Source organism: Rhizobium tumorigenes (assembly GCF_003240565.2).
GTDB lineage: Bacteria > Pseudomonadota > Alphaproteobacteria > Rhizobiales > Rhizobiaceae > Rhizobium > Rhizobium tumorigenes.
This window is the reverse complement of the sequence record NZ_CP117257.1, coordinates 361,759-378,245: the sequence shown is the minus strand read 5'-3', so window position 1 is coordinate 378,245 and position 16,487 is coordinate 361,759. Positions and strand designations below refer to the sequence as shown.

Here is a 16,487-nt window from a genome sequence, read left to right as displayed (position 1 = left end):
CACCGAGGCGCTTGAGCAAGAGAGGCCTTCCACTACATAAATTTGGCCGCAACATAACGGCTATATCCATACCCATCTGGATGAATGCTGCGGTATTCTTCCCAAAGGATAAGCAGCGTAACGCCTGGCTTCTTCAGCTCTATTGAAAGCGGGCCCCAATCGGGCTCTTGGCGCAATCGCTGGCCCTGCTTGACGCCGGGGTGGACGAAAAGCTTGGCCTCAAGGACATCGTCTGTCAGGTCGCTGGCGAGCGGCCAACTCAGCCCTGCCATCGCAGCCCGCTTCAAATTGTCCTGCACGGTGCTCCGAGCAATGCCAAGTATCACCGCGATCTCGCGGCTACTCGTTCCGCTACCCGCAAGCCGCAGCATTTGTCGAATGTGTCGCATGGTCAGCTTTCTTTTTGCAGGCATTAAATTCCCCTCGTGGATATCGAGGGGACACATGCCAAGGTTGCTGATTGGCTGCCTCAAAAAGAGGTGGGTGATTTCAACAGGTTATGATTCCTTCGGATTTGCAAAGATTCGATGGAGTTCACGATGGCCTGGACTGAAATCACCCGTCGGCAATATGCCCGGCGAACGGCTCGCTATGCAAGTGACATGACGGATCGGGAATGGGAACTGGTTGCGCCTTTTTTGCCGATGCCCCGCCGCTTGGGTCGACCTCGCACCACTGATTTGCGCGAGGTCGTAAATGCTCTGCTTTACATCGCCACCACCGGTTGCCAGTGGCGGATGCTGCCGAAGGATTTTCCGCCCTGTTCAACGGTCCAGCGCTATTTTTATGAATGGCGGGCACTGGGACTTTGGACACGCATCAACCATCATCTCGTGATGGAGGCACGCGAGTTGGAGGGCAGAGAGGCAAGTCCGACGGCTGGTGTGATCGATAGTCAGAGCGTGAAAACTACGGAAAGCGGTGGCATACGAGGCTATGATGCAGGTAAGAAGACGAAAGGGAGAAAGCGCCATATCATCGTCGATACGCTTGGCCTGATGGTCGGTCTCATGGTGCACAGCGCCGACATCCAGGATCGCGATGGTGCTCCTGATCTTCTGAAATCCATCCGCCACAGGTGGCCATGGTTGCTGCATGTCTTCGCTGATGGCGGCTATGCAGGCGATAAGTTGAAGCGGCGATTGAAGAAGATCGGACGCTGGACGGTCGAGATCATCAAGCGCTCGGACAAAGCGAAAGGCTTTGAAGTTCTGCCACGACGCTGGGTCGTCGAGCGGACCTTCGCGTGGCTTGGCAGATGCCGCAGGCTAGCAAAGGACGTCGAAAAATCCATCGCCTCCTCAGAGGCATGGATTATGATCGCCCACATTCGCCTGATAACCCGGCGGCTCGCAAGGTATCGATATCATTGAAGCCTTTTCGAGTCCGACTCTGACCCAGGGGAACTTGAGTGCCGGTAACTGGCCGGTTATTGATTGGAATGGTGGCCGGCTTCAAATCGGAACGGTGGCCGGTCAATGATTGGAATGGCGGCCGGCTTCAGAGCGGAATCCGCAGGCCACGATGAAGGGGGCCGAAATTGGGCCCGGTTTGCCAGCTTGATCGGCACATGTAAAATGAATGGAATTGAGCCTTACGCCTATCTGTGCGACCTCTTCACCCGCCTCGCAAACGGCCACCTCGCCAAAGACATCGATGCCCTAATGCCTTGGGCCTATGCCGCCCGCATCAAGTCCTCACAATGAGCTCGTCAGATACTCGTCGGTGAGCTCACATCCGGCCCCAAAGGCAATACCATCAAGCCGCTGCAACTGAAAAATCAATGGGGCGTGGACGCCGCATACGACAGAACTTCCAGCGCCTCGTCCACAATGGCGCGGATCGCCCGCAGCGGATGGCTTGTCGGAACGCGGGCTTCGCAGCTCACATAAGAAAACAGACCCGCCGTCTGCATATCACTGCCACGCATGTCCTGCTCCTGCCGACCAATCACTCAGGCATGGAGTCACGGCAGTCCGTTCACAGCAAGGGCCTTTTCCGTACACTGCTAGGTTTTAATCTTGGTCCGAATCGCGTGGGCCATGGTCCTGGAGGATATAGGTTTGGGCAGAAAAAGCGCGGACGTCATGTCATCGCTGGAAAGTGACATTTTAAGGTCACTTCCTCCGATGATGATGGACGCTGTCTTGAAGGCTGCATGCAAGCCAGTAGCACCCTGATTGTCGGGAAGAGACGATTGGTCAACTAGAACCAAATCGGCTTGTTTGCCTTTTGATATCCAATTGCCATATTCTGCATATGTCTTAAAGCCCACTGGCTCATAGCCCAGAGCGGCGATCTTGTCCTCATACACCTCCCGCAATACGGAATCCGGTTCAACCAATGCCACAATCTCTCCGTTGCCACGCGGTGTTTTACAGCGGCCGAAAAACGTGTCCGGGCTGACGGGCTTCTTCGAAGAAGGTGGTAGAAAGATGTCGAAGCGCGTCCCTCGCCGAACGGCTGATGTAACGTCAATATATCCTGCAAGCGCGCTGACATGACCGTGCACGGCGGCAAGACCTAAACCCGTACCGCCGCTGCGAGAGCGTGTTGTAAAGAAAGGCTCAAAAATGTGGGGCAGCACCGTTTCGGCAATGCCTTCGCCGTTGTCGCTGACAGAAAGAAGAACATAGTCACCAGCTGGCATAACACCATGCGCCAGTATTTTCTGTCTAGATACGAAAGTTCGGCGAACGATGATGTCGATTTTACCATCGGCGGTAAAGGCTTGGGAAGCATTCTTGCAAAGATTCATCAGCATCTGCTGCACCTCAAGTGGGCTTCCTTCGACTACGCTCTTCTTGTCATCAAACTCAAAATTCAGCTCGATGTTGCTCTGCAATGCTACTCGCAATAGGGGAGCAATTTCCATTACGAGTTCGGATACACTGAACGGCTTTGTTACGCGTTCTACTTTTCGGCTTAAAGTCAATATTTGATCGATGATGAGCCTGGCTCTGTGACCCGATGAAATAATCTGATCAATATGCCTTCGGGTGGCAGATGACCGACGCTGCGTATTTTGCGCCATCTCAGCGTACCCGAGGATTGCTCCCAAAATGTTATTGAACTCATGCGCTATTCCACCAGCAAGTGTACCGACTGCCTGAAGACGTTCAGCATGCTCCAATCGCCTCTCCAGAATAGCACATTCGGTCTGCTTACGCCGAACATCAATATAGTGGCAGAGGCAGGCGGTGGCGAGTTCAAGAAGCTGAATTTCACCTGGACAAGATTGCCGACGATAGCCCTCATAAACGAGGGAACAAATCGCTATCAGGTGATCCGTAGATTTGTGTGCCAGCAGCATAGAAACGCCCTGACTCTCCGGAGGAAAGCAGATAACCTTGCGCGTCGACATAATGCGGAATACTGACGCACGACCATCTGCTTTGGCAAGAGAAACCATCTCGCGTAGCGCGAGGTCCTCCCAGACGGCACCAGGCGAATTCGCTGCGAAAGTTTCAACAGCCCACCTGTCACCATGATCCACCAGTGCTAGCGCACACGATTTAGCATTGAAGAAGCGTTGAATAATTCCAAGCGCAGCTTGCGCGGACGAATTGAGGGACGACGCTGTCGGCCTTGCCCCCTCGAAACAAACCCCAATCTCTTTGATCACCTCTTCGTAATCCAAACGCCGCGTTAACCAATCCGTCTTCCGGCGCAGCCTATATACCAGTGAGATGATATAGACGCAAAGGCCCACCAAAACGGAACCCAAGAAGATCCGTGCCCGCTGCTCCCTCACGCTTCGTAAGCTATAAGCTTCCAGACACTTGCGCTGCAGTCTTTCGGCAATTTCCGCAGTGTCGGAGGCCTGAATGATGTTTACGTTATCATTCACCTGGGGCAAAACCGACAAGATGACGCGACCCTCGCGTGTTAGTATGCGGATGGGAGCTTCATGCCCACCGTTCGCTTTTTGGCGCACATCGAGTTCGTGACTGATTTCCAACGAGAGTGCTGGGTTTGGCTGACGCATGAACTGCAGCATCAGGCTGCCCAATTCGATCGGGGTTTCGACCGTCTGATCCGTTGACGGCATTTTGGGAAGATTACTCAGCGCGCGGGTGAAGCTGGCAATTGAATCTTGCAGGAGCACGTTCTGCGCTCCGAAGACTGCAACGGCGGCGTCAGTCCTATCCACAGATACCTTTAGCTGGTCTAGCAGTCGAGAGAGATCGTTACCGCTCACAAGATGAGATTGTTTAAATAGTAGCTTCAAATATGCCAGGTTCTTCCGCAAAGCTCCAAACCTGGCGATAATTGGGTGGTAGTTCGCCACCATACCAGCTTCCGCGCGGAGTACATCCCGCTGCAGCGAGGCACTGTCGATGTTAATTGCTCGCAATTGGGTCAGGATCGCCCGATTGGTCTCATTGTCCTGCCAAGACGCAATTGTCGCCAAGGCAAAAATCATTGCACCAACTACCATGGCCAGGATAGACCAAGCCTTAGCACCTGTCTTGAAATCTTGCCGATTCGGTGAATACCTTCCATTCATCCGTACTTACTTCCTCGTGCCAATACCGCTTCCGATGAAGCCGCCCCTTGTTCCGAGATGATTGCGCCCCCCGAATCCCGGGATGATCTCGCCTCCTTGAGGCTGGGGGCCTGCTGGTCTCGATTGTTTTCAGTCGATCTCGGTTGGGAGTCAAGATTTTCGCGACTGGATTCATTCGCAAGCTATCGCCAGATAGATCGATGCGTTGTGCGTTGTGAACGAGGCGATCAGAATGGCGTCAGCGAGGGTGGGATGTCCGATAAAGTCGTGTCAGGATGACACGGGAAGTTGCGATGGTTTGAAGGTCGATCCGTACCGAAAGCCATTTTTTTGCATGTCATCGTTGTGCGCAAACGAACCAGTAGAGCCTGGGGACGCTGACCGATGATCGTGTCCCGTAGCGTGGTGTAGCTTTTGACATCCACGGTGCCTCCTGGTGTCGGCTGGAGGGGATATCAGCGTGCCACGGCTGGTAGGCTGATGAGCGGATCATCGCTGATGCGGGTGATAGTTTCCAGTGTCACATATCTGGATCATTGGACGGCCCACTTGATGGTATGGACCGCTCCCTTTCCCTCAGTGAAGGTGGCGGCTGTTTTTAAGCCAAGAAGGAGTCATCCCATGCCTGTTTTTCCGTAAGCGGCGGCTCCACCCCATTGATTATGCAGTTGGGCCGCTCAATTTGCGGGCTTGCAGCAAGCTCAATGAGCACGTCGGGGAGTCCCGGACGTGCTCATTATGAGGAGCTTGGCCGTTGTGCATAGGCCCATGGCATAAGGGCGTCGATGTCTTTGGCGAGATGGCCATTTGCAATGGCTGATGAAGAGATCGCGCAGATAAGCATATGGCTCGACACCATTCATTTTGCAGCTTGCGATCAGACTCGCAAAGCGGGCCCAATTTCGTCCGCCTTCGTCGTGGCCCGCAAAGAGCGCGTTGCGGCGGTTCATGGCCGGGCTGCGTATTGCGTTTTCGACCAGGTTTGAGTCGATGTCGACGCGGCCGTCGTCAAGGAACAGCCGGAAGCCATCCTGTCGTTTGAGGATATAAGCCATGGCCTTGCCGAGATCGGTCTTGCGAGAGATACGCACTGCCTGAGCGGTCAGCCAGGTGAAGAACTCGTCCACCAATGGGCGGGACAGGTGTTGGCGGACTGCCCGGCGATGTTCCGGATCGTGGCCTCGGATGCCGTCTTCAATCTTATAAAGAGCGGCGATCCGCAACAACGCCTCGTCGACGATGGCCTAGCATTACAGTTGCAATTTTGATTTCAGGTGAGCGCGTTGGGCGGCAGCTTGATGCGCTCGTCTCCAACATGACCATGCGATGATGTGGGCGGGCTTTATACGCCGCTGGGCAAGCTTATTCGCAATGCGTCGGACCTCTTGGATGGACCAGCGGATCAGATCGTGATGGTCGGCATCCTCGGTCTTTTTTGGGGTGCCGCATTATTGGCGCGATATCGGATCACAGCCATCATTGCGAAGGCGAGCATGACGAGCGAGACATGGCGATGCCAGCCATGCCACGAGCGGGTCTCGTTATGATCGAGGCCGAGTTCGTTCTTGGCTGTCTCGAAGCTATCTTCGATTGCCCAACGGTGACCTTCGACGGATACGAGCGTCTGAATGCCTGTTCCGGCCGGGCACCAAGTCGTGAAGAATGCGAGGTCGCCATCGCTGATATTGCGCCGGATCAACAAGCCGCGCGTCCAAAGCCCGGTTTGCGTATCACTGTATTCGTCGGCATCGAGATCGGCCAGTTCGCAGTAGGCCCAGTCATGAAGCCGCGCGCCTTTTGTGCCATCGCCAGCGGAAAGGCGATGCCATGCAGCCGGATCGAGATCACGGGCAATCTCAAGAGCGGTTCCTGCGACGAAAGGCTTACCAGACCAAGCGCCAAAATGATGGTCGGATTTAACCCCAAGAACGTAACCTTTGCAGGCTCGGCGCAGCGCTCCTTCGACGTCTCCGACGCCATACACCGCATCTGCTGCCACCCATGAAAACGGCACTTTGGCTGTCAGCGCCCGCCGAATCATATCGACAGCGAGGGCAGGCTTGGTAGCGAAGGCTACAGCTTCAGGAACATGAGCGGCGGCAACCCTTGCCGGATCGCTGGTCCAACTCTTTGGCAAGTACAAGGCTCGATCGATAAAGGCATGACCACGATCGGAAACATAGGCGGTGAACACACCGATTTGGCAGTTCGTTACCTTGCCCGCTGACCCTGTATATTGACGTGAAACACCGCAAGATGTCTTGCCCTGCTTGAGGAAGCCGGTCTCATCAATGACCAGGACCGCATCATCTGTGGCAAGGTGCTCCACAACATACTCGCGCACAATGTCGCGAAGTCCGTCTGCGTCCCAGCGTCCACGACCCAAGATGGCTTGCTGTCGCCACGGACCAGGATCGCCAGCCGCCTCAGCGCGCATCCAACCTGTCTTACGGCGCTCATCACCTAACAAGCCGTCCAGGAAAAGGTTTGCAGATGCTGCAACGCGCTCCTGCGTAAACAATCCGCGCATACGCGCCTTAACTTCACGCAGCGACGATGCCCAAAGTTCCAACGTTGTCTCGATCGATGCACCCATCATCCATGACCTCCGAATCATGGAGGCCTATAGATTCAGAACTTGTAAAAATACGCAACTGTAATGCTAGCCCTTTTTCGGCTTGGCCTTAATCAGTTTTCTGCGACCGTGTGCTCAACAGAAGGCCAGCTTCAGCGGATCGCCGCCCGTGCGATCTGGCGTGGCCAGGTGCGAGTAGCCACCATAGGCATCAACTTGATCGTACCGTTGAAGCCGTCGAGGATCTCTGCGGCATATTCCCCTTTACGCCCAGGCCGGTAGTTGACGACCACGCCTGCCGGATCGGATCCGTTCCAGCCGCGATCATCGCGCAAAACAGCCCATAGAGTCCATTCAAGAAAGCAGGTAGCGAGCGAGCCTTCTGGTCATGAGCTTTATCATTGCAGTTTGGATGAAGGCGAGGCTTGTGGCTGAGAAACGTTCAAAATCCTTTGCCATTCTGCGGTTTATGCCGAGCCACGCCAGCGTTCGCTCGACGATCCATCGCTTTGGGAGCACCCGGAAACCGACCTGGTTACGTTTGACAATTTGCATCGGGCGCGGACTTGCCTCTTCGACCTTGGGGCCCTGATAGCCGCCATCGCCGCAGATTTTCTCGATGAATGGAAACCGGTTGGCGAGCCTGTTGAAAACCAAGTGCCGCTCCGTCGCGATACTGAATTCCTGCCGAGTGGACTTCGGCTTTCAGGAGCATGCCCTTCTATGCGCGCTTTTGGGCAGCCATCAACACCGTGAACGCGGCGCGTACCTCTACGTCCGCCAATCTTCGATGCGGCAAGTCATCGACAATACCGAGAGCGCCATGCGGCAATATGCGCTTCGCGGGCGCGCTATCGCCCTAGGTTGGCGCGAGGAGCTGATTATCGTCAACGATAACGATCAGGGTGGATCCGGCGCATCGGCGGTCTGACGCGAAGGATTTCAGCGGCTGGTCAGCGATGTCGGCATGGGCCTGGAGGTCTCCCGTCTGACGCGCCACAGTGCTGACTGGCAGCGCCTGCTCGAGAGCTGCGGCCTTGCTGATATGACGCGGCAAATTTCAACGACCGGCTCCTGCTCGGCCTGAAGGGAACAATGAGTGAGGCCGAACTCCACGTGATTAAGGCATGGCTGCGCGGCGGCATCCTCAATAAGGCCCGGCGTGGCGAGTTTCGTTGCCCACTGCCAACCGGCATGGTCTACGATCATTCCGGCAATGTGAACCATTGATCCAGACTTCCAGGTCAGAGAGACGATCGCCCATTTCTTCGAGACTTTCTCTCGCGTCGAATCCGCCTCTCAGACTGTCAAAGCCTTTCGTCAGGATGGCATTCTCTTTCGCTCCCGCTTCCATGACAGCCAGACGGTTTTCCGGCCACTGACGCCTTCAACGGCGATGCGCGTGCTGCACAATTCACGTTACGCCGGGACCTATACCGTTGAAAAATGACGATTTCGAAATTCCGCTCTGTCGACACAACCATTGAACCAATGTCTGTCAATTGCAAAAGTAATACAATAAAGGTTGAGGCTCTCTCACCACCAAAGTAGGCTCCAAGTGATTGAGAGAAGATGGAGCATGCACTATGGAGCCTAGCCAGCAAATCTTAAATGATGATTCCGGAGCTTCCCGTAGGGAAGCCAATTCCACAGTGACAAATATGGATATGCCTTCCGAGCTCTTGGCAAAGGTAGCGACTTATATTCCTAACCAGGACCCGGTAGAAACGGCAAGGAATCTCGGAAGCCTGGAACGTACCGGACGTCCGGGTCGTGAAGCCGTTACAAGCGATCCCGTCGGAAAATACCACGCGCGAATGAAGCGAATTTGCACTTCCGCCAGAACCGTGTTCGATACCGTTATTCCCGGAAATCAATTACCCGAGGAGGCGACGAATCGACCTTCTCCGACGGCGAGAACGAAGGCCGTTGGCCCAATTCTTAAGTTCCAGACTGAAGGGGGAAAAGCGAAATTTGTGAACCACATCCTCAGTTTACCAGAATCTGCTCAATGCGACGCAATTCTCAGCGTCATAAAGCACTTGGATGATCTTGGTGAAGCAAACAAGACGAGCCTCATGGAACGCTCCATCGAGATTTTGCGGCTAGATCCCCCTTTGACTTGGAATATGGGTCAGAAATGCCCTGCGGCCGATGTGTTGGTCGAAGGCGAAAAGTACCTGAATGGAGATCAACGGGCCCGCATCAAACAAGAGAGGAACAGTCGTCCGGGACTGTCTCCCCTGTTTCGCCGAGCTTACGCCGATTTTGAGGTTCAAAAAGACATGGACGCAAATCCTATAAGATATAGGGAAGCGACGGAGCCTGAGGTCAGACCTATAGACACAGTAATCGAGACAATTGAAAGATATAGCGCTTCGATAGCAAGACGGGGTCCGAATGATGCCGGGCTCTTAACAGGTAGCGGAAGCTTTGCGAAAAATATCAATGATGCATACGCACGCACGCGAACTGAGCTAGATGCTTCTTCCCGTGACAGAAATCCCTCTGGATTATCGCGATAATTTCTTAGTAAGCGCGCTTTTTATGCGCCTTCTGAAGCGCGGTGCTCTCAGGTATTATATGTCCGCCGAAAAGGTGGGCACCAAATCATGGATGATGCTCGCGAACTATAGACGTGGTTTGTTGGTGGTGAAGGCCGCCGTCGATATGACCTTGCCCCGCGAGATTAGCTTAGCTCCGGCGATTTCGGCGGGACTTGTAGGATGGTGATGTTTTCGGGCACGACAAGATGATTGGACTTGTGCCAGCCCGCATAACCCATGATGAGGATGGCGTGCGCATCCTCGTCAAAATGACGGGCGATTTCCGCCAAATGCTTGGCCTCGTCTTATATGAGGGTTCATGTGTCAACGTCATCGTGCCATATTCTTCTCTTTCCAATTCCGGAAACCATTGCGAGGTTGGGCAGCGCTGTGTGGCAGCCTTTGCTACGTAACCTTACATGCAGTCGGGTCGACGAAGAGCCCATAACCACAATGCCTCATGCACGAGGCAAGCCCCAATGAGCACGACCAACCTGGAACGCGGTTCTTGGTTGACCATTGAGGAAGACGGTCATCCTCATCGCACAGCCAGCAAATACTGGCTGCGATTTCTATGCTGCTCGGAGAACGGCTCCGGCCGGGATCTCGCCTTTTTCGGTATAGCGCCAGAGCGCAATCAGAAGCTTGCGTGCCATCGCGACGATCGCGATACGTCGTGCCCGCCCTTTCAGATCGCCAACCCTCTGGTCACGTGTGGCGCCCGCACTGCAATTGCTGCAGGTCTTCCGTGCTGCTGTGGGGCGACTTGGTGGTAATCCGCCTTCTTTCGGCGGATTACGGGCGCGACTATGCTGTCGCCAGCAGCTTTGGCAGCCTCACCAGATTGTAAGCCGTCGCTGTCAGGGTGAACATCCAGCCGACGCGATCCTTTCCGCGATGGCGGGTCTTGCGCATTCCGCCGCTGGTCAGTTTCTTGTTACAAATTATCGAGTCATTTGAATCAGAAGACTCGTTTTGCGGACCATCTTCGAAATGAACGTCGAGAGCTTTCGACGACGCACCGCTATCCAGCAGCGTCAGCCAGCGGCGTCGCTCTTGATCATAAAGCAAGGATGAGTCACAACCTCTATCGTGGCCGTTGAAGTCGTCAACTTCGATGTCGCCTAACCCTTCGTCAGTGATGTCGCGCTACACGCGTTCAAAAACAAAAATTATACCGTGCGGGATCAATATATCCCCGCTGTCGTCTTGGAGGGCCATCTTCGCCGGCGGCGCTTCGAGTGCTTGAAAAGCGGTTTTCGCTTCAAATGAAATCAAAAAGAAGAAAACTAAAATCCTGGAGTAACCGACCGTCCCGATAGTCGTGAACATCAGATGACGGCATTTTTCCGAACGAAGGGGCTGTAGTGGTTATGAGCTTGGGGAGATCGGCAATGTGGGAGGCAACAGGACCGCTGTCGATCGTCTTGTTGGCCTCTATGTGCTCCTCGAGCGGCGCGGCGCCACTCTCATTTGCTGAGTTCAATTATTTTGCGCGCGAATGCGCCCCGTCAGTTGCTCCATCTACGCTTGCAGCGGTCGCTCAGGTTGAAAGTCGCTTTGATCCGCTTGCCGTGCATGACAACACCACCGGTGAAACACTTCACTGGCAGAACAGGCTCCAAGCAAGGCAAGTCGTGATGGACCGTCTCAATGCACAGCATTCGCTGGATGTTGGGCTAATGCAGATCAACTCCCGGAATTTTTCCGTTCTCGGACTGACACCTGGCGAAGCCCTTCAACCGTGCTCGTCATTATCTGCCGCCGCGAATTTGCTTGGGAGCCGCTACGCTGGAGGTCACACGGCTGAAGAGGAGCAATTGGCGCTTCGTCGGGCAATCTCTGCCTATAACACCGGTGACTTCAAGCACGGCTTTGCGAACGGGTACGTGCAAAAAGTTGAAGCGGCCGCAAAACAGCTCGTCCCTCCGTTAACGGAGCGTCAAAAAGACGATCGTGAGAAGCCAAGATCCGAAACATGGGATGTTTGGGGTTCGTACAAGCGTCGCTATCCGGAGGGTGGGGCTGGCGGTCCATCCGTTCCGCCGCCGCCGCCAGACCAGGACAACCGCAAATCGCAAGACGACAACCAATTTTTGTTCGACTTAAATGAAGGAGGTCAGCAATAATGAGATGCTATGAAAGATACTTTGTACATTTGAATCGCCTCTCCGTATCGAACGCGGTGACGCGCATGGTATCTGGCTATGCGCCGAGCGTGGGTGGTGCAATGGGGTGGAGTATTTTCTCCTCTGGACCGGCCGCAGCTCAAGCTGCAGGTGGCGGCACTGACCCAGCCACAATGGTCAATAACATATGCACGTTTATCCTTGGTCCGTTCGGTCAGTCACTCGCTGTTCTTGGCATCGTGGCCATCGGAATTTCCTGGATGTTTGGGCGCGCTTCGCTCGGTCTCGTTGCCGGTGTTGTCGGCGGCATTGTCATCATGTTTGGAGCTAGCTTCCTCGGCAAAACGCTGACTGGCGGTGGCTGATGAATGATCGGCTAGAAGAAGCGACCCTTTACCTGGCGGCGACACGGCCCGCATTGTTTCTTGGGGTGCCACTGACATTGGCAGGGCTATTCATGATGTTTGCGGGCTTTGTCATCGTTATCGTTCAGAACCCGCTGTACGAAGTCGTTGTCGTGCCATTGTGGTTCGGAGCGCGGCTTGTTGTGGAAAGAGACTATAATGCGGCCAGCGTCGTTCTACTGTTTTTGCAAACCGCGGGAAGGAGCATTGATGGTCTGATTTGGGGCGGCGCAAGCGTTAGCCCAAATCCGATCAAGGTTCCCGCGCGAGGGAGGGGAATGACGTAATGCTCGGCGCAAGTGGCACGACCGAAAGGTCTGGTGAGGTTTATCTACCCTATGTCGGGCACCTCAGCGACCATGTTGTCCTTCTAGAAGATGGATCGATCATGACGATGGCGCATGTTAGGGGCGTGGCCTTCGAACTCGAAGATGCCGAACTGAGAAATGCACGTTGCCGTGCATTTAATACCCTTCTGCGCAATATCGCTGATGATCATGTGTCAATATATGCTCACCTCGTACGTCATGACGATGTGCCGCCATCACCTGCGCGACATTTCCGCAGCGATTTTTCCGCAAGTCTGAACGAAGCTTTTGAGGAGCGAGTTCTCTCCGGAAAACTACTTCGCAATGACCATTTCCTTACGCTGATCGTGCTCCCCCAGGCCATGCTTGGCAAAGTGAGGAAGAGGTTCGGTAAACTCTATAGGAAAAAGGAAAACGATCTCGCAAGTCAAATCAGGAATCTGGAAGATCTCTGGCATGTTGTCGCTGGCGCTCTCGAAGCGTACGGCCTGCGCCGTCTCGGTATTCGTGAGAAGCAAGATGTGCTTTTCACGGAAGTTGGAGAAGCCCTGCGGCTAATAATGACTGGTCGATTCGCGCCGGTTCCGGTCGTTAGCGGTTCGCTCGGCGCCTCGATTTATACCGACCGAGTTATTTGCGGCAAGCGAGGACTCGAGATCCGAACCCCGAGAGACAGTTACGTTGGATCTATTTACTCGTTTCGCGAATACCCTGCGCGGACGCGACCGGGTATGCTCAACGCGCTACTGTCACTCGATTTTCCGCTTGTTCTGACACAGAGCTTCTCGTTCCTGACTCGCGCTCAAGCCCACGCGAAGCTCAGCCTCAAGTCCAGCCAGATGTTGAGTTCTGGCGACAAAGCCGTCACCCAAATCAGCAAATTATCTGAGGCGGAGGACGCCCTGGCGAGCAACGAATTCGTTATGGGGTCGCATCATTTGAGTCTTTGCCTATATGCAAATGATCTCAATAGTCTGGCCGATAGAGGTGCGCGGGCCCGGACGCGATTGGCGGATGCCGGAGCCGTTGTTGTCCAAGAGGGCATCGGCATGGAGGCGGCTTATTGGTCGCAGCTACCAGGCAACTATAAGTGGCGTACGCGTCCGGGAGCGATCACTTCGCGCAACTTCGCAGGTTTGGTCTCATTCGAGAATTTTCCCGAGGGTTCTGGGTCAGGTCATTGGGGCGAGGCGATTGCACGCTTTCGCACCAATGGTGGAACGCCTTTTGACTACATCCCGCATGAGCACGATGTTGGCATGACGGCAATATTCGGTCCCATCGGGAGGGGTAAGACAACGCTCATGACCTTTATCCTCGCCATGCTCGAGCAGAGCATGGTCGACCGCGCTGGTACGATTGTCTTCTTCGATAAGGACCGCGGCGGTGAGCTGCTGGTTCGCGCGACTGGAGGAACATATTTGGCACTCCGCAGAGGAATGCCGAGCGGATTGGCGCCATTGCGTGGCCTGGAAAATACAGCGACCTCTCATGATTTTCTGCGCGAATGGATCGTGGCGCTCATTGAGAGCGATGGCCGCGGAGGAATATCCCCCGAGGAGAATCGCCGTCTGGTGCGGGGCATCCATCGACAGCTCTCGTTTGATCCACATATGCGCTCAATCGCCGGGTTACGCGAATTTCTGTTGCATGGACCCGCCGAAGGTGCGGGAGCGCGACTCCAACGGTGGTGCCGTGGCAACGCACTGGGCTGGGCCTTCGACGGCGAGCTCGACGAAGTAAAGTTGGATCCCTCGATTACAGGCTTCGATATGACGCATCTTCTCGAATATGAGGAAGTATGCGCGCCCGCCGCGGCATATCTTTTGCACCGCATTGGCGCCATGGTCGACGGCCGTCGCTTTGTGATGAGTTGCGATGAGTTTCGCGCCTATTTGCTAAACCCTAAATTTTCAGCGGTCATCGACAAGTTTCTGCTTACCGTTCGCAAGAACAATGGGATGCTGATACTGGCAACACAGCAGCCTGAGCATGTTCTGGAATCGCAACTAGGCGCCAGTCTCGTCGCGCAATGCATGACGAAGATCTTCTATCCTTCACCGACGGCAGATCGATCGGCTTATATCGACGGACTGAAGTGTACTGAAAAGGAATTTCAGGCGATCCGCGAAGACATGGCAGTAGGTAATCGGAAGTTTTTGCTTAAACGAGAGAGCGGAAGCGTCATCTGCGAATTCGATCTGCGGGAAATGCGCGAATATGTCGCCGTTCTTTCGGGACGCGCCAACACGTTGCGATTTGCAGATCAGCTTCGCGAAGTGCAGGGGGACGACCCGTCCGCGTGGCTCAGCGAATTCATGGCCCGTTACCACGAGGCAAGAGATTGATGAAAGGTGGAAAGCTATGAAGGCCACGCAATTCGCTGCTGCGGCCCTGGCCGTCAGCCTTCTTTCGGTAGGACCTGCGCGAGCGCAGTTCGTTGTTAGTGATCCGGCGACGGAAGCTGAGACGCTGGCGACGGCGCTCGAGACTGCGGCTAATCTTGAACAGACCATAACGATGGTGGCAATGTTAACGTCGGCATATGGCGTCACCGGCCTGCTAACTTCGCTCAACCAGAAAAATCAGTATCCCTCAACCAGAGAGCTGGACAAGGAGATGTTTTCGGCGCGGATGCCTATGTCGACCACGGCTCATACGATCACCGATGATGCAGATCGTGCTGTAGTTGGTGGCGATGCAGAAGGGGAGCTTTTGCGGTCGCAGATAACAGGTTCTGCGAATAGTACCGGTATTGCAGCTGACAACCTGGAGGCGATGGACAAGCGCTTGACGGCGAATGCCGAGACCACAGCACAGCTTTCTCGTTCTCACAACATCATGCAGGCAACTGTCACCAACGGTCTGCTTCTCAAGCAGATTCACGACGCAATGATTCAAAATATCCAGGCGACCAGCTTGTTAACGATGACCACCGCGCAGGCTGGCCTTCATGAGGCGGAAGAGGCGGCCGCTCAACGCAAAGAGCATCAAAAGACCGCTACCATTTTTGGGGTGGTCCCCTGAGACAGGCAATTTATTCGTGCCTCCCATCTGGGCATTTCAGGGTGCGTGTTCATTCAGCGAAGCCAGTCAAGATCAGGTCCAAACGATGAACTTCACGATTCCGGCGCCGTTCACATCCATTCATACGATCTTCGATTTAGCCTTTACAACAAGCCTGGACACGATGCTGGGGACGATTCAGGAGGCGGTAAGCGCGCCATTGATCGCTTGTGTCACCCTTTGGATTATGGTCCAAGGTATTCTAGTCATGCGTGGCGAAATCGAGGTGCGGGGCGGCATCACACGCGTGATCACGGTCACTGTCGTTGTTGCCCTTATAGTCGGGCAGGCAAACTACCACGATTACGTTGTTTCAGTCTTTGAAGAGACTATTCCGAACTTTGTTCAGAAGTTTAGTGGCAGCGGCCTTCCACTGCAGACGATACCCACTCAGCTGGATACAATGTTTGCCCTAACCCAAGCCGCATTTCAGAAAATTGCATCTGAAATTGGGCCGATGAACGATCAGGACATCCTTGCTTTTCAGGGGGCTCAGTGGGTCTTTTACGGCACACTCTGGTCTGCGTTTGGAATCTATGACGCTGTCGGAATTCTGACGAAAGTGCTTTTGGCGATCGGTCCGCTGATCCTTATAGGATATATCTTTGATCGCACTCGCGACATTGCGGCCAAGTGGATCGGGCAACTTGTCACCTATGGTCTCCTGCTCCTCCTGCTAAACCTCGTTGCGACGATAGTCATTCTAACCGAAGCGACTGCGCTCACCCTTATGCTCGGTGTCATTACTCTTGCCGGGACGACCGCGGCTAAGATCATTGGTCTTTACGAACTCGACATGTTCTTTCTCACCGGTGACGCGCTCATTGTCGCTTTGCCGGCGATCGCCGGCAACATTGGAGGCAGCTATTGGAGCGGCGCGACCCAATCTGCCAACAGTGTGTACCGCCGCTTCGCTCACGTAGAGCGACGCTAGGTCGCGCGAAAAAAT

16 protein-coding genes and 6 pseudogenes are annotated in these 16,487 nt (G+C 54.5%); 12 read left to right on the top strand and 10 right to left on the bottom strand.

Annotation, left to right across the window (positions count from 1 at the left end):
• Positions 1-32: 32 nt before the first annotated feature.
• Entirely contained in the window at positions 33-413 is a 381-nt protein-coding gene (locus tag PR017_RS23320) for a helix-turn-helix domain-containing protein (RefSeq protein WP_209188320.1), read from the bottom strand.
• Between the two features lie 126 nt (positions 414-539).
• Between PR017_RS23320 and PR017_RS23315 the strand changes: the two genes are divergently transcribed.
• Together PR017_RS23315 and PR017_RS23310 are read left to right on the top strand one after the other, a co-directional pair.
• The gene (locus PR017_RS23315; protein WP_111218080.1) at positions 540-1,373 is read left to right on the top strand and encodes an IS5 family transposase; all 834 of its coding nucleotides are present in this window, start codon (positions 540-542) and stop codon (positions 1,371-1,373) included.
• A gap of 141 nt (positions 1,374-1,514) precedes the next feature.
• Positions 1,515-1,706 (top strand): annotated as a pseudogene (locus PR017_RS23310) (transposase domain-containing protein); the annotation flags it as partial.
• A gap of 92 nt (positions 1,707-1,798) precedes the next feature.
• Here the strand turns inward: PR017_RS23310 and PR017_RS23305 are convergent.
• From PR017_RS23305 to PR017_RS23280, 6 genes and pseudogenes are all read right to left on the bottom strand, one after another.
• Positions 1,799-1,930, bottom strand: a pseudogene (locus PR017_RS23305) (IS5/IS1182 family transposase); the annotation flags it as partial.
• A gap of 78 nt (positions 1,931-2,008) precedes the next feature.
• On the bottom strand, positions 2,009-4,510 hold the full coding sequence (gene virA, locus PR017_RS23300) for a two-component system sensor kinase VirA (RefSeq protein WP_111221703.1): 2,502 nt from the start codon (positions 4,508-4,510) through the stop codon (positions 2,009-2,011).
• A 736-nt stretch (positions 4,511-5,246) separates the two neighbouring features.
• Positions 5,247-5,751: pseudogene (locus PR017_RS23295) on the bottom strand (IS66 family transposase); the annotation flags it as partial.
• Positions 5,752-5,912: 161 nt separating this feature from the next.
• Positions 5,913-7,127: an IS701 family transposase gene (locus PR017_RS23290; RefSeq protein ID WP_111219090.1), complete on the bottom strand. Its 1,215-nt coding sequence runs from the start codon at positions 7,125-7,127 to the stop codon at positions 5,913-5,915.
• A 96-nt stretch (positions 7,128-7,223) separates the two neighbouring features.
• Positions 7,224-7,432 (bottom strand): annotated as a pseudogene (locus PR017_RS23285) (IS66 family transposase); the annotation flags it as partial.
• Between the two features lie 7 nt (positions 7,433-7,439).
• Entirely contained in the window at positions 7,440-7,742 is a 303-nt protein-coding gene (locus tag PR017_RS23280; RefSeq protein WP_111221701.1) for a transposase, read from the bottom strand.
• Here PR017_RS23280 and PR017_RS28615 point away from each other — a divergent pair.
• The 4 genes from PR017_RS28615 to PR017_RS23270 all read left to right on the top strand — a co-directional run bounded on the left by PR017_RS28615 (position 7,732) and on the right by PR017_RS23270 (position 9,610).
• Positions 7,732-8,016, top strand: a complete 285-nt coding sequence (locus PR017_RS28615; RefSeq protein ID WP_240539096.1) for a hypothetical protein — start codon at positions 7,732-7,734, stop codon at positions 8,014-8,016. The genes PR017_RS23280 and PR017_RS28615 overlap by 11 nt on opposite strands.
• Before the next feature lie 164 nt (positions 8,017-8,180).
• A complete protein-coding gene (locus PR017_RS28610) occupies positions 8,181-8,315 on the top strand; it encodes a hypothetical protein (RefSeq protein ID WP_275113040.1) in 135 nt (44 codons plus the stop codon).
• Positions 8,311-8,535 (top strand): recombinase family protein, encoded by a 225-nt coding sequence (locus PR017_RS28605; protein WP_423228439.1) that lies wholly within the window; start codon positions 8,311-8,313, stop codon positions 8,533-8,535. The genes PR017_RS28610 and PR017_RS28605 overlap by 5 nt, the downstream gene beginning before the upstream one ends.
• 136 nt (positions 8,536-8,671) lie before the next feature.
• Positions 8,672-9,610: a hypothetical protein gene (locus PR017_RS23270; RefSeq protein WP_111221700.1), complete on the top strand. Its 939-nt coding sequence runs from the start codon at positions 8,672-8,674 to the stop codon at positions 9,608-9,610.
• 164 nt (positions 9,611-9,774) lie between these two features.
• Here PR017_RS23270 and PR017_RS23265 read toward each other — a convergent pair whose 3' ends face one another.
• The 3 genes and pseudogenes from PR017_RS23265 to PR017_RS23255 all read right to left on the bottom strand — a co-directional run.
• A complete protein-coding gene (locus PR017_RS23265) occupies positions 9,775-9,921 on the bottom strand; it encodes a hypothetical protein (protein WP_154677478.1) in 147 nt (48 codons plus the stop codon).
• A gap of 282 nt (positions 9,922-10,203) precedes the next feature.
• Positions 10,204-10,338, bottom strand: a pseudogene (locus tag PR017_RS23260) (IS110 family transposase); the annotation flags it as partial.
• A 100-nt stretch (positions 10,339-10,438) separates the two neighbouring features.
• Positions 10,439-10,558 (bottom strand): annotated as a pseudogene (locus tag PR017_RS23255) (IS5/IS1182 family transposase); the annotation flags it as partial.
• A gap of 467 nt (positions 10,559-11,025) precedes the next feature.
• Between PR017_RS23255 and PR017_RS23250 the strand changes: the two are divergent.
• The 6 genes from PR017_RS23250 (at position 11,026) to PR017_RS23225 (ending at position 16,472) form a co-directional block, all read left to right on the top strand.
• Complete coding sequence (locus PR017_RS23250) at positions 11,026-11,760, top strand: type IV secretion system lytic transglycosylase VirB1 (RefSeq protein WP_111221698.1); 735 nt, start codon at positions 11,026-11,028, stop codon at positions 11,758-11,760.
• A complete protein-coding gene (virB2, locus tag PR017_RS23245) occupies positions 11,760-12,125 on the top strand; it encodes a pilin major subunit VirB2 (RefSeq protein ID WP_111221697.1) in 366 nt (121 codons plus the stop codon). Before PR017_RS23250 ends, virB2 begins: the two co-directional genes overlap by 1 nt.
• Positions 12,125-12,451, top strand: a complete 327-nt coding sequence (locus tag PR017_RS23240) for a type IV secretion system protein VirB3 (protein WP_279619560.1) — start codon at positions 12,125-12,127, stop codon at positions 12,449-12,451. The genes virB2 and PR017_RS23240 overlap by 1 nt, the downstream gene beginning before the upstream one ends.
• A complete protein-coding gene (gene virB4 / locus PR017_RS23235; RefSeq protein ID WP_219259397.1) occupies positions 12,451-14,820 on the top strand; it encodes a type IV secretion/conjugal transfer ATPase VirB4 in 2,370 nt (789 codons plus the stop codon). Before PR017_RS23240 ends, virB4 begins: the two co-directional genes overlap by 1 nt.
• 16 nt (positions 14,821-14,836) lie before the next feature.
• Positions 14,837-15,499 carry a pilin minor subunit VirB5 gene (gene virB5 / locus PR017_RS23230; protein WP_111222010.1) on the top strand — a complete coding sequence of 221 codons (663 nt, stop codon included), beginning with the start codon at positions 14,837-14,839 and terminating at the stop codon, positions 15,497-15,499.
• An 85-nt stretch (positions 15,500-15,584) separates the two neighbouring features.
• Positions 15,585-16,472 (top strand): type IV secretion system protein, encoded by an 888-nt coding sequence (locus PR017_RS23225; protein WP_111222012.1) that lies wholly within the window; start codon positions 15,585-15,587, stop codon positions 16,470-16,472.
• Positions 16,473-16,487: the final 15 nt, after the last annotated feature.

Coding starts and splice junctions, on each gene's coding strand:
- PR017_RS23320 (WP_209188320.1), bottom strand. CDS start 413: ATGCCTGCAAAAAGAAAGCTGACCATGCGACACATTCGACAAATGCTG.
- PR017_RS23315 (WP_111218080.1), top strand. CDS start 540: ATGGCCTGGACTGAAATCACCCGTCGGCAATATGCCCGGCGAACGGCT.
- virA (WP_111221703.1), bottom strand. CDS start 4,510: ATGAATGGAAGGTATTCACCGAATCGGCAAGATTTCAAGACAGGTGCT.
- PR017_RS23290 (WP_111219090.1), bottom strand. CDS start 7,127: ATGATTCGGAGGTCATGGATGATGGGTGCATCGATCGAGACAACGTTG.
- PR017_RS28610 (WP_275113040.1), top strand. CDS start 8,181: ATGAGTGAGGCCGAACTCCACGTGATTAAGGCATGGCTGCGCGGCGGC.
- PR017_RS23270 (WP_111221700.1), top strand. CDS start 8,672: ATGGAGCCTAGCCAGCAAATCTTAAATGATGATTCCGGAGCTTCCCGT.
- PR017_RS23250 (WP_111221698.1), top strand. CDS start 11,026: ATGTGGGAGGCAACAGGACCGCTGTCGATCGTCTTGTTGGCCTCTATG.
- virB2 (WP_111221697.1), top strand. CDS start 11,760: ATGAGATGCTATGAAAGATACTTTGTACATTTGAATCGCCTCTCCGTA.
- PR017_RS23240 (WP_279619560.1), top strand. CDS start 12,125: ATGAATGATCGGCTAGAAGAAGCGACCCTTTACCTGGCGGCGACACGG.
- virB4 (WP_219259397.1), top strand. CDS start 12,451: ATGCTCGGCGCAAGTGGCACGACCGAAAGGTCTGGTGAGGTTTATCTA.
- virB5 (WP_111222010.1), top strand. CDS start 14,837: ATGAAGGCCACGCAATTCGCTGCTGCGGCCCTGGCCGTCAGCCTTCTT.
- PR017_RS23225 (WP_111222012.1), top strand. CDS start 15,585: ATGAACTTCACGATTCCGGCGCCGTTCACATCCATTCATACGATCTTC.